General features: G+C 42.8%; 11 protein-coding genes. 9 read left to right on the top strand and 2 right to left on the bottom strand.

Annotation, left to right across the window (positions count from 1 at the left end):
* On the top strand, positions 1-346 hold a 346-nt coding region (locus V7K85_RS11255), incomplete at its 5' end, for a CVNH domain-containing protein (protein ID WP_334813586.1).
* 207 nt (positions 347-553) lie between these two features.
* Here V7K85_RS11255 and V7K85_RS11250 read toward each other — a convergent pair.
* Entirely contained in the window at positions 554-814 is a 261-nt protein-coding gene (locus V7K85_RS11250; RefSeq protein WP_334813584.1) for a hypothetical protein, read from the bottom strand.
* A 352-nt stretch (positions 815-1,166) separates the two neighbouring features.
* Between V7K85_RS11250 and V7K85_RS11245 the strand changes: the two genes are divergently transcribed.
* Positions 1,167-1,589, top strand: a complete 423-nt coding sequence (locus V7K85_RS11245; protein ID WP_334813582.1) for a hypothetical protein — start codon at positions 1,167-1,169, stop codon at positions 1,587-1,589.
* A gap of 135 nt (positions 1,590-1,724) precedes the next feature.
* Here the strand turns inward: V7K85_RS11245 and V7K85_RS11240 are convergent, their stop codons facing one another.
* A complete protein-coding gene (locus tag V7K85_RS11240; protein ID WP_334813580.1) occupies positions 1,725-2,954 on the bottom strand; it encodes a TetR family transcriptional regulator in 1,230 nt (409 codons plus the stop codon).
* 172 nt (positions 2,955-3,126) lie between these two features.
* Here V7K85_RS11240 and V7K85_RS11235 point away from each other — a divergent pair, with 172 nt between their 5' ends.
* From V7K85_RS11235 to dusB, 7 genes are all read left to right on the top strand, one after another.
* Positions 3,127-4,029, top strand: a complete 903-nt coding sequence (locus V7K85_RS11235; protein ID WP_334813578.1) for an acyl-CoA desaturase — start codon at positions 3,127-3,129, stop codon at positions 4,027-4,029.
* 664 nt (positions 4,030-4,693) lie between these two features.
* Positions 4,694-6,355, top strand: a complete 1,662-nt coding sequence (locus V7K85_RS11230; protein WP_334813576.1) for a TonB-dependent receptor plug domain-containing protein — start codon at positions 4,694-4,696, stop codon at positions 6,353-6,355.
* Positions 6,310-7,371 carry a TonB-dependent siderophore receptor gene (locus V7K85_RS11225; protein WP_334813574.1) on the top strand — a complete coding sequence of 354 codons (1,062 nt, stop codon included), beginning with the start codon at positions 6,310-6,312 and terminating at the stop codon, positions 7,369-7,371. The genes V7K85_RS11230 and V7K85_RS11225 overlap by 46 nt, the downstream gene beginning before the upstream one ends.
* Before the next feature lie 146 nt (positions 7,372-7,517).
* Entirely contained in the window at positions 7,518-8,348 is an 831-nt protein-coding gene (locus tag V7K85_RS11220; protein ID WP_334813572.1) for a class I SAM-dependent methyltransferase, read from the top strand.
* Positions 8,349-8,458: 110 nt separating this feature from the next.
* Entirely contained in the window at positions 8,459-9,196 is a 738-nt protein-coding gene (locus V7K85_RS11215; protein WP_334813570.1) for a hypothetical protein, read from the top strand.
* 30 nt (positions 9,197-9,226) lie between these two features.
* The gene (locus tag V7K85_RS11210) at positions 9,227-9,919 is read left to right on the top strand and encodes an O-methyltransferase (protein WP_334813569.1); all 693 of its coding nucleotides are present in this window, start codon (positions 9,227-9,229) and stop codon (positions 9,917-9,919) included.
* Positions 9,920-10,922: 1,003 nt separating this feature from the next.
* Positions 10,923-11,978, top strand: a complete 1,056-nt coding sequence (dusB, locus tag V7K85_RS11205; RefSeq protein WP_334813567.1) for a tRNA dihydrouridine synthase DusB — start codon at positions 10,923-10,925, stop codon at positions 11,976-11,978.
* Positions 11,979-12,197: the final 219 nt, after the last annotated feature.

Genomic DNA, 12,197 nt, shown 5'->3' with positions numbered 1-12,197 from the left:
GGATTTGTTATCAGCAACTTGTATAAAAATAGATGGCAGCTACAACAATACATCTATTCGCATTCCCGGAATTGAAAATATTAATGGCGTATTGACGTTGAATAATTCTTACAGTTCTAGTAGCTATCAAAAAAGTTGTTCTAATATTAAAGTTGAAAGTGGGGATTTGTTATCAGCAACTTGTATAAAAATAGATGGCAGCTACAACAATACATCTATTCGCATTCCCGGAATTGAAAATATTAATGGCGTATTGAAGTTTAATAATTCTTACAATTGTAGTAGCTGGATATCTAAGCTAGGAAGTCGCTCTCCTGATGAGGCTACAAAACTGTGCGTGAAGTAGGATAGGTGTTGCACTCTTAATTTGGACTTTTACCAACTTTGGATTATTGAATGGTTTCTTGCCTCATACCCAGAACCCATAAAAATCAATGTTAGAAGATGTCTGAAAAGTAAAATTCACGCCAATCTATGAAGTAAAGTACGTAAGCTGGCTGAGTAAATGAAAGCTTCTTTCGTTACATTAATATATATAGTCGTTGCGCTACATTTAAGGCCTATTAAGTAGAATGAATGGCTGAAAGTATTCATTACTCCTGCTTGTGAGCGGTGTCACCATATAAGTGTGTTTTACCAACTTAGGATCATAAGTTGGTATTTGAGTTCTGACTGGATTAATTAGTAACGTTGAATTATATTTATCATCCTCTTCAGCGCGATCGCCTTCGCCGTAAGTCCGGTTAAGCCAAAGAAAACCATCCTCTAATACTCCGACATGACTTTGAAGTACCTCAACATGACTTTGAAGCACTCCAACACAAGTTTCAAGTACTCCAAGACGACTTTCAAGTACCTCAACATGACTTTGAAGTACTTCAACACGACTTTCAAGTACCCCGACATGACTTTGAAGTACTTCAACACGACTTTCAAGTACCTCGACATGACTTTGAAGTACTCCAACACGACTTTGAGGTATTTGTTGCTAATTTCTAAGTAGCTTTTTTGACAAATAAAATAAAAAATTCAGTATAATTTACTAAAAATAATTAAGTCGATGTCAATTAGCTTTAATTTTTCCGAATTATTTCTCAGAGAAGTTTATGGTTGCATTGGCTAGAGTATATGCAGTAACCCTATAACCTACTTCAGGAGCGCATTTCATGGCACGACTAAAACGCAGTTCACCCACTCTCGAAAAAGCTCTACGTCGAATTGCAGGAATGCGATCAATTAGCCCTACGCTAGAATTTGGCAACGGATTGAGTTTGACAGACTACGACAGCCGCATCCAAATCTTGCAAACTCAGCTATCAACCTACAACACTTTACTCTCTACCCTGGATGAAATGACAGGTCGCCTTTCTCTCACTGAAGAAGAATTGCGCGGCTACTCTGAAAAGATGTTAATGAGTGTGGCTACTCATTATGGTAAAGACAGTTTGCAATATGTCCAGGCGGGAGGCAAGCAACGCAAAAATTTATCACGCCGTTTGAGCAACACCCAATCCCCATCCGATAGTACAGCTACATTCTTGAATGGTGCAAACAACAATGGTACAGAAGCCTCTGTTGTTTTACCTTAATCGTTTAACTGCATCATGTTGATAATTGTTCCTTTATCTGGTTACAAATGGGGCGATCGCTTTCCTATTATTTCTTCAGTTTTGTTTAAGTCCCGTTATTCCCCTTATTTACCCATCTCCCTCATCCCCACTCCCCTATCCTGGCTTATGATCCAGACGGGTGGCTTGCTCTAGGGCGGCTTTTTCTTTGGCTCGGCGTGCATAAGGTTGTAATTGGGTGCGATCGCAACCTGTTAAAATACTCAGGTTTTCCAAGCTGATCCCCCGCATTAACATTTCTACGCGCCAGGTTTGTTGTGCCTGAGCTACAGCTGGTCTTTGTCCTTGGGGAGTTAACAGTCCCTCGCTCCAGACTTGCCAACGTGTCTGAAGTTCTGATTCTGACAGTGGTTTGCCTGTTTCATTCAAAAACATAGCTGTTTGAGCATCTTTACGGCTTTTCAGCCATTTAATTAAGGGATTATTGGTGAAAGAGCCGTAGCGTTTGCACAGAATCCACTGATTCACAGGTACTTGACGGACAAATCCTGGGATTGTGATTTGCAGGAAGTGCCCTTGAGGATCATAGATTTGGTGCGATCGCTCCAAGCTAATTATTTCTGTGGCGGATAATCCAGCCCCAAATAACACATAAGCCAAGGCATAATCTCGTACTCCCCATTTTCTGGCTTGTTGCAGAATTTCGTGAACTAAACTAGCAGGCAAATCAGCTACTTCTGTGGTAGTCAACCCTTTTTGTAAAGAGTTGGTTGCTGATTCCGCCGAAGATGACATGGCTCCATGTAAAAACAACTCCACCAAATTTTCCAGAAAATCATCCCGATCCTCCCAAAGTTCGTGAAATTCGCTGGTGAACTCAATTACGGCATATCCTAAAATCATCCCATTCAGCAAACTGGCTAATTTTTCTGCGGGTAAATAGGTATTTAAGTGTCCTTGCTGGATTACAGTAGCTAAATACTGAGCTACATAGCGGTTTGCCTCTGTTACTCCCCTACCTAGTGCGCGGCGATTTTCTGCCGGGAATTGGTCGGCTTCACCGACCACAGACCGGACGAACTCTGGCACTCGTTCTAATGCATGTAAGCTATCACTTGCATAATCTTTAAGAGCTTGGTAGACATTGCCCGGAGGCGTTGCCCGTCGCACCAGCGACTCACCTAAATCCTTGAAGGCTGCGGACTCTTCCAGCACAGCTAAAAGCAGTCCATGCTTATTGCCAAAATTCCGAAATAGAGTCACTTCGTTGACTTCGGCTTTTTCAGCGATTTGGCGGGTTGTGGTAGCGCTAACTCCTTGAGCAGAAAACAACTCAAGTGCAGCTTGAATCAGGCGTTGACGAGTGGAAATGAGTTGAGATGACATAGAAAAATGCAAGTGGCACTTGCAGGAAAATTAGAGTTCTGCTAGCATAACAAATGTAAGTGATACTTGCTTGACTCTACTGTAACGAACTGGTGTACAGGGCGGGTAAATCCCTGTGAGATTATGCCCAAGAAAAAGCAAATCCGTTCCTCATCCATCAACAGGAATTTTTATGACCGCAAATTTTGGGGCGTTCGCCAAAGGTGTTGGCGTTCGCGTAGCGTCTCGTAGAGAAGCCATTGCCCCTGAGAGAGGCAACTCACCTCAGCTCAGTTGGACAAATGTAGTATTTTTTGCTACATTTCATGCTTTAGCACTTCTGGCTCCTTGGTTTTTCTCTTGGCCAGCATTAGGTTTGCTAGTGTTTCTGCACTGGTTATTCGGGAGCATTGGTATTTGCCTGGGATATCACCGACTACTGAGCCATCGGAGTTTCCAAGTTCCTAAGTGGTTAGAGTATGCGATCGCCCTAATTGGAGCGCTGGCTTTGCAAGGCGGGCCAATTTTTTGGGTAGGTGGACACCGCCAGCATCACGCCCACACGGAAGATATCAATTTAGACCCTTACTCTGCTCAAAGAGGATTTTGGTGGAGCCATATCCTGTGGATTTTCTACCCACGTCCAGAATTTTTTGACTATGAAACCTATATAAAATATGCCCCTGACCTAGCAAGACAACCTTATTATTGTTGGCTGGATCGCTACTTCTTGCTGTTGCAAATACCCTTTGGGTTGCTGCTTTATGTCTTAGGAGGATGGTCTTTTGTGATTTACGGAGTGTTTGTCAGATGTGTCTTGCTTTGGCACTCAACCTGGTTTGTGAACTCAGCATCACACCTGTGGGGTTATCGCACCTTTGATGCCAATGATGGCGCTCGTAATCTTTGGTGGGTATCCATCGTTACTTATGGAGAAGGATGGCACAACAACCATCATACTTATCCCCACATGGCAAAATCTGGGTTGTCTTGGTGGGAAATTGATGTTACTTGGTGGAGTATCCTAGTTTTGCAGACTTTGGGTTTAGCCAAAAAAGTTGTTTCGCGTCCCCCTCAAAGTGCAACTCACGGCTAAATTGCAACTTAACCATTATGAATTTGCCATGCCGACTGCGGGAAGCAGTCGGCATGGCAAATTTTTATCAGTAGTATTCACGGTAAAATCGCAACGGCCCAAATCTCAGTAATACATTATGTGTGAAAAAAGTAACTGAAATCACAAAATAAATATAAACTTGAAGTAAAAGTAGGGTGTGTTACGCCGTAGGTTAACGCACCTTGAATCGTTGATGGTGCCGTACTTTCAGAGATAACGCGCCCTATATTTAAATTTCTTAACATAGCTTTAAATATTAGCGCCGACTTACTTAGATTCTGCATCGCATTACTTCAATTGGCGTTAACTATGGCTATGGAACTGAGTCGGAATTGAAAACTCATCGTGCTGACTTGATTGCCTATTCTGCAAGTCATATCCCCAAATTAATCATTCGTAATTGGTAATGGGCTACGCCTAGCTGCGCTAACATCTGGTTCTATCTGAGTTTGACTGCTGGGTAGCGTCTTTTTTTAGTGTCATCTATGTTTGTCAATAAATTCTGAGAATTATTTGCAATTGAGTAGTTATTTCCTGTAATGTTTATTCTCAAGTAGCTAATTACTAAATTTCATCAAGCAGCAGCTATTTGCTGCTTGATTGAGAGTAAGTAGTAGGTGGAGAGCAGGTGTAGGGGTGAAAAATGGTATTGAAGCAAATATTAAAGATTGTTTTAGTCACAAGCTCTATTTGGTTCTGGGTTGCAATAAGTGTAAAGGCGACTGAAGTAAACAAACAACCACAGGGTAAATCTGTTGGATCAGCACTACTCAATTCTAGAATGACTAGAGAGATTCCAAGACTGGGTGAAGTAAAATTTCCTCGCATCAGCGCTCAACAGTTAGTACAATCCCCAGCACCAGAAACACTGCCGACTTCAGAAGTTGTGCAAGTGACGGGAGTCAAGGCAAATCCTACCTCTAAGGGTGTGGAGATTATTTTACAGACTTCCATTGGTCAACAGTTGCAAGTGGTAAACCGCAGTGCTGGCAATAGTTTTATCACTGATATTCCCAATGCTCAACTACGTTTGCCGTCAGGCGATGCATTCACATTTCATTCAGACAAACCAATTACGGGTCTTAGTGAGATAACGGTAATAAATCTGGATGCCAATACTATCCGAGTAACGGTAACGGGTGAGGCGGGTTTACCTACTGTTGAGTTATTTGATAGCGATGAAGGTTTGATCTTCGGGTTAATACCAGTTACATCTTCAGCGCAGACGCCACCGCAACCGCCAGCACAACAACAGCCGGGAACTCAAACCAAGCCAGAGCAACCATCAGCACAAACTGATGAACCGATTGAATTAGTAGTAACCGGGGAGCAAGACACGTATCGTGTACCAAATGCCTCCACTGCCACTGGAACTGATACCCCTATCCGGGATATTCCATTCTCAATTCAGGTAGTTCCTCAAGAGATAATTCGAGATCAGCAAGTCACACGCACAGAAGAAGCGCTCCGCAATGTCAGTGGTGTCACTTACCAGGGAAGTGCAAGCAACAGGGCTGGTGCGGATTTCAGCATTCGAGGGTTTACTGATGCCACGATTTTGCGCGATGGATTTAGACGGTATGGCGTTGTTCAAGCGCCTTTAGAAGTAGCCAATTTGGAGCGGATTGAAGTACTCAAGGGTCCGGCATCCATCTTGTATGGTACAATTGAACCGGGAGGATTGATTAACGCAGTGTCCAAGCAGCCATTGTCACGGCCGTTTTATGAAACAGAAGTACAAGTGGGAAGTCGGGGTTTAGTGCGGCCTCGTTTTGACTTTTCAGGCCCCTTAAGCGCTGATGGTAAAGTACTTTACCGCTTAAATGGGTTGTACCAGAGATTGGACAGCTTTAGCAACTTTGACCAGGAAGATCGGCGAATCTTCATTGCGCCTACACTTACCTGGAAAATAGACGATCGCACCGATTTAGGAATTTCACTGGAATATCTCGACAATAATCGCCCTGCTGATTTTGGTATCCCAGCTATTGGCAACAGGATTGCTGATATTCCACGCGATCGCATTGGCTCCGAACCTAGTGACGCAGTGACAAATGAATATCTAAATGTTGGCTATAACTTGGAGCATCGGTTCAATCGGAATTGGAAATTCCGCAATGCCTTTCGCTATTCCTCCTATGAGTACGATTTCAACGTTGTTGCCCTTCCCCTTGGCTTTGACAAAGCAACAGGTACGGTGAATCGCTTCTTTGCTTCCCAAGAGCACAGGATGAAAATTATACCCTGCAAGCCAACGTCGTGGGTGAGTTTGCTACGGGTTCTATCAATCACACTCTTTTATTAGGTGCAGACTACATTCATAGTGTGACAAACACTTTCACGGTGCTTGATTTTACTCCCCAACCGTTGAATCTTTTCAATCCGGTTTATGGGGTAACTAAACCCAGCGAGGATACATTACCGCCCTTTGGCGGCACTGATACAACATCCAATCGCTGGGGATTCTATCTGCAAGATCAGATTTCGCTGTTCCAGAATTTGAAGCTGTTAGCAGGCATCCGCTACGACACCATAGAATCAAAAACAGTCAGTCTGCCGGGGCAGGTGACACAACCGGGTGAAACGACTCAAAATGATGATGCTTTCACCCCGCGTGTGGGGATTCTTTACCAACCGAGCAAAGCTGTATCTTTGTACGCCAGTTACTCAGAATCCTTCACCCCCAGTACAACAAATACAGAAACGGGTCAACCCCTGGAACCGCAACGGGGCAAAGGGTATGAGTTTGGCGTCAAAACGGAGTTGCTAGACGGGAAACTGTTTGCCACGTTGGCATATTTTGACATTACCAAAGAAAATGTGCCGGTTACAGATCCCAACTTCCCGCTTGCATCGATCGCATCTGGAGAACAGCGCAGTCGTGGGGTTGAGTTCGATGTCGCGGGAGAAATATTGCCGGGATGGAAACTGATTGCTTCCTACGCCTACATTGATGCTGAAGTCACTGCCGATACCAATCCCGAATTGGTTGGCAATAGGTTATATGGTGTTCCCAAAAATAGTGCCAGTTTGTGGACAACTTATGAAATTCAGCGCGGTAATTTGCAGGGTTTAGGGGTGGGAGTTGGATTTAATTATGTTGGTGAAAGACAGGGGGATTTAGCTAATAGCTATCAGGCAGATAGTTATTTCACGACCAATACAGCGATTTTTTATCGACGCAATAATTGGCGATTTGGCCTTAACTTCAAAAATATTGGTGATGTCAAATACATTGAAAGTGTAGGGAATCAGCGAAGCGGAGCCAACAATTTTGGCGAACCATTCACGGTGATTGGCTCGGTTTCGGTGCAGTTTTAACCCCGCTGAACCCTCCCTAATGCCTTGGGAAAGGAAGCTAGCCAGATTTATTCCTACCAATCCATCGAGGGATTGAGGGGGGTAGTTAGAGGAAGTTTCAAGATAGTCCACCATCCGCTAGAACTGCTATTTTGTCATTCATAAATATGACTCAAATTAAGACAAAACTCACAGGCGTTCCGCGTACTATGCTGATGACTACCCGCGCCCGGGTAGATGAACATCAACGTGAGATTGGTGCGTTGTTTTGCGATCCTAAAGTGTTTGAATGGTGGCAAGCGATCGCCTGGGACACTGATCTTGATCGCTTTTATCAACCGCTTTCTCAACTCAGTTGGGCAGTGCGGGCAAATGCATTTGATCAAGTTGCTCGGCGACACATTACCAGCTATGCTGATGCTGTTGTAGTCGAACTTGGCGCGGGATTATCCACTCGTTATTACCGAGTTGGGCGAGGCTGCAAATGCTGGATCGATCTAGATTTACCTCAGGTAACAACCCTGCGGCGTCAGTTGGATAGTGAAACAGAACAGCATCGTTTCATCAGCCGTTCTGCCTTAGATTTTGACTGGATGGACGAGTTACCAAATTGCCCATCCGAGCATCTATTAATTATTGCCGAAGGATTGCTCATGTACTTTACTGTTGAGCAAGTCCAGCAATTAATTTATCAATTGCGTCAGCGGTTTCCCAATGCAACATTCATGTTTGATGTCGTGGGAGGGGTGAGTAAAGGAAAAGCCGCTAAATGGTTGGCAGAACTAGGTGCGCCGATGCAGTGGTTTGTCAAAAATGAACGTGATATCGATGGAATGGGATTAGCGATCGCCCAGGTGCTTTCGTTAATGCAGGAAAATTATCGTTATCCTCATCGACTTAATGCCCTGCGATGGATTCCCTGGATTGCTAAACTGCCCTACTTTCGCAATGCTGGTTTGATTCTTGAAACCAAGGTTTTACCGCTGTCATCAAGCTAACGTGTATGCAAATCCTTCACCATGATTGATGCTATTGCAGTGAAATTTTAATTGCAATGCTGCTACTCAAGCATTCTATTAGTTGCCAATCAATTAACCCGATAATTGCCATGAAATCATTTTTATTCAGTGCTTTGTTAATTACCAGTAGTGCGATCGCTGTTGCTTGTCAACCAACACCTCAACCACCGATAGCGAATCAACCCACTGCAAGTGAAATCTCAGCAACTCAGATAGACAATCAAGAAAAAGCTGGTTTCAACTCAGAAATTTATCTGCTGGCAAATCCCGATGTTGGCAAATTGATTCAAGAAGGAAAATTCAAATCTGCGTTAGATCACTATGAAAAAGTAGGGAAGTCTGGCAAAAATCCCAAAGGAGAAGCAATTGAAGGATACTTTACAGGCACTAGTGGCAATGATACAGTGACTGGGTTTGGTCAATCTCCTGCCCTGACTGGCGTGAACTTTGAAATTGTATCAGATAAGAAGGGGCAGTTTCCCATACGCCCGAAAACTTGGGGCGTTGGCGAAGTCGATACCTTGATTGCAAACAAAGGTTCAAACAATGAATTTCTCCTGGGTAGCTTCATCACTGTTGCTAACCCGAAAGCTGAACCGTTTTATGTCGGTAAGCAAGATGCTGATTATGCTTTGATTCAAAATTTTACCAAGTCTCAGGATAGAATTTCCTTGGCAGGGCAACCACAACAATACAAGTTTGAGACTGTAAAAGGAAACTTTCACATTTTAACTGCTAGCGGTGATTTAATTGCGATCGTTGAAGGCATAGACAAGCTTAAACCAGGTAAAGTATTCAAGAAGTACGGAGTATTTACCTTGAAATAATCTGAAAAATTATTGATAAATATGAGCAAAATGTCTAAAGCAAGCGCACTCAATGACACGAAAATTGAAACTGTTTTAAATCGACTGCACGCAGAAGCTAATAAGCAATTTGGTGGATTAATTCTCCACTATTTGCCGAAGCTTATTGGCTTATTTTTGGGTAAGGGCATTAAGTGGGATCAGACAAAAACTGAATTTTACAACGATAAATACATTCCTATTGAACCAGACCAAGGGGAATTAATGTATTTGATAGTCCGTTCGATTAATGCTAAAACAATTGTTGAGTTTGGCACTTCATTTGGGATTTCCACCATATATCTAGCTACTGCTGTGAGGGACAATGGCGGCGGCGTTGTTATTGGCACAGAAATTGTGCATGAGAAAGTTTTACAAGCTAGAAAAAATCTTGCCGAAGCCGGACTAGAAACCTATGTGGATATTCGAGAAGGTGATGCTTTAAAAACACTAAAAACCTTAAATCAAACAGTTGATTTGGTATTGATTGATGGTTGGACACACTTAGCCTTGGATGTGTTGAAAATTCTAGATCCGTTGATCCGACCAGGCGGAGTCATTATTTCTGATAATGTCAATACTTTTAAGGAGTCGCTCAAACCTTATGTTGAGTTCTTGCAAAACCCTGCTAATGGTTATCGGTCATCAACTTTGGATTTGAAAGGGGGTACAGAATTTTCTGTCAAGGTTAAGGAGATATCATGAAAATTAAGCAGTTCTTTTCAAAATGGTCGAGAACAATTCATCGATGGGTTGGGCTTTATTTTGCTGTAGTGATTGGAATTTACTTAATATAAATAATTGCCCTTCCATCTGTTTTCAGTTCTGGTTTACCTACAGTTGACGGGAAACCACCCACTCAAACTGTTGCAGAAAATACCAGGTCTTTACTTTCTCTGGAACAGGCTTCGCAAGCATTAATCTCTCTACATCCAGAGGGGATTAATACGCTAAAAGAGATTGATGAAATTGCCTATCTACCAAATTTAGGTCTTTATCGATTTGAAAATCAAAAACGTTTGTTTGAATGGTATATCGATGCTCATAACGGCAAATTAGTCAAGTATGGCTTCAACTCCACCGATTTTTTAGAGCATCGAGGATTGCTGGGATGGTTTGCTCCCTGGATTCACGATCTGATTGAAATGTCCTTTTTGTTTTTTATGTCAACACTGGCAGTCAGCGGTGTTTATCTGTTCATTTATCCGTTTCTAATTAGGAAAAATTCAGAGACTAATTCAAGCCTAAAGGAAATCCTTTAAGAGGTTGTTTCAAAAGTCTAAAAGTATCCTAAAAAACCCCTCTCCGTTTCGGAGAGAGGCTTTGAAACTGATTTCTGTCTGGTTCATTTCCATTTCATATCATGTCCGACTGATTAGTTGTCATTGCGTTCGCCCTTGGCGTTCCCGTTGGCGCAGCCTCTCGTAGAGAAGGGTACGAAGTGAAGCAATCTCCGAACCCTTGCGATTATCGTACTAAAGCTCTCTTTCCTCCTGTGCCTCCCCTGACTCAAAAGCTTATCTGAACCGTATTGAGAGAGGAAGGCATGGTAAAAAGGATGCATGGAAGCTAAATTAAAAGCTAATATCTTAATTACAAGCTCGGTAAGCTGCAAAAATAGCCTCTAAGTCAAGATACATCAACGAAAATAAATAGTATCTCTAAATATCCTAGCTATCTTCGGTTCCCACAATTTTTAATTTTTTCTATGATTTCTCTGTCTCCCACTCTTCAAGCTAGGCTGTCGCAACCCTTAAAAATTGGCTCATTTGAGGTAAAAAGCCGGGTTCTCCAGTCGCCTCTATCTGGGGTGACAGATATGGTGTTTCGCCGTCTCGTGCGTCGCTATGCCCCAGATTCGATGATGTATACCGAAATGGTGAATGCTACGGGCTTGCATTATGTCAAGCAGTTACCCAAAATCATGGAGGTAGACCCAAATGAACGCCCAATTAGCGTTCAACTATTTGATTGCCGTCCAGATTTTCTGGCAGAAGCAGCAATCAAGGCAGTTGCCGAAGGTGCTGATACTGTTGATATTAATATGGGTTGTCCGGTAAATAAAATTACTAAAAATGGTGGCGGTTCTTCGTTATTGCGGCAACCAGAAGTAGCAGAGGCAATTGTGCGGGAAGTGGTAAAAGCTGTTGATGTCCCTGTGACAGTAAAAACCCGTATTGGCTGGAATGACAACGAAATTACTATTCTCGACTTTGCCAAGCGAATGGAAGATGCAGGGGCAAAGATGATTACGGTACACGGACGCACCCGCGCCCAAGGATACAATGGCAATGCCCGTTGGGAGTGGATTACCCGTGTAAAAGAAGTGCTTTCTATCCCAGTGATTGGGAATGGAGATATTTTCTCCGTTGAAGCAGCTGTGAAATGTTTAGAGCAAACTGGCGCTGATGGCGTCATGTGTTCCCGTGGAACTTTGGGTTATCCGTTTTTGGTGGGAGAAATTGATCACTTCCTGAAAACTGGGGAGATATTACCGCCACCAACACCAATTGGGCGTTTGGAATGTGCAAGAGATCATTTACAAGCCTTATGGGAATATAAAGGCGATCGCGGTGTGCGTCAAGCCCGTAAGCACATGACTTGGTATGCTAAAGGTTTCGTTGGTGCTGCTGAACTCCGAGGACAGTTAAGTGTAGTTGAAAAAGTAGATCAAGGTTTGGCAATGATTGATCAAGCAATAGAAAAACTGGCTAATGGTTATGAATTAGAGGAAGAAGCGCAAGCTAGTTTTGTAATGCTTTAAAAAATGAATATTACAAAAATTTCCTTGATTACTATATATATTGTGTATTTAACTAATCAATGTGGAGGCTTGCAATGTTAGTTTCCAAACACAATGAGATTGTATCCATTCCCTAAATCCACTCTTTAGAGCTGATTCGTAAAGAAAATCTAAAGAGAATTAAGTCTCGCTTTACTCAGGTTATAGGCTAAACCGAGAGCAGTTATGTTATTGTCGATG

The sequence above is a fragment of the Nostoc sp. genome (assembly GCF_036917615.1).
Lineage (GTDB): Bacteria > Cyanobacteriota > Cyanobacteriia > Cyanobacteriales > Nostocaceae > Nostoc.
This window is presented reverse-complemented; position numbering and strand designations above follow the sequence as displayed.

What these genes read in the sequence shown, in the direction of transcription:
- dusB (WP_334813567.1), top strand. Translation starts at nt 10,923, where the DNA reads ATGATTTCTCTGTCTCCCACTCTTCAAGCTAGGCTGTCGCAACCCTTA.
- V7K85_RS11215 (WP_334813570.1), top strand. Translation starts at nt 8,459, where the DNA reads ATGAAATCATTTTTATTCAGTGCTTTGTTAATTACCAGTAGTGCGATC.
- V7K85_RS11235 (WP_334813578.1), top strand. Translation starts at nt 3,127, where the DNA reads ATGACCGCAAATTTTGGGGCGTTCGCCAAAGGTGTTGGCGTTCGCGTA.
- V7K85_RS11245 (WP_334813582.1), top strand. Translation starts at nt 1,167, where the DNA reads ATGGCACGACTAAAACGCAGTTCACCCACTCTCGAAAAAGCTCTACGT.
- V7K85_RS11210 (WP_334813569.1), top strand. Translation starts at nt 9,227, where the DNA reads ATGTCTAAAGCAAGCGCACTCAATGACACGAAAATTGAAACTGTTTTA.
- V7K85_RS11240 (WP_334813580.1), bottom strand. Translation starts at nt 2,954, where the DNA reads ATGTCATCTCAACTCATTTCCACTCGTCAACGCCTGATTCAAGCTGCA.
- V7K85_RS11230 (WP_334813576.1), top strand. Translation starts at nt 4,694, where the DNA reads ATGGTATTGAAGCAAATATTAAAGATTGTTTTAGTCACAAGCTCTATT.
- V7K85_RS11220 (WP_334813572.1), top strand. Translation starts at nt 7,518, where the DNA reads ATGACTCAAATTAAGACAAAACTCACAGGCGTTCCGCGTACTATGCTG.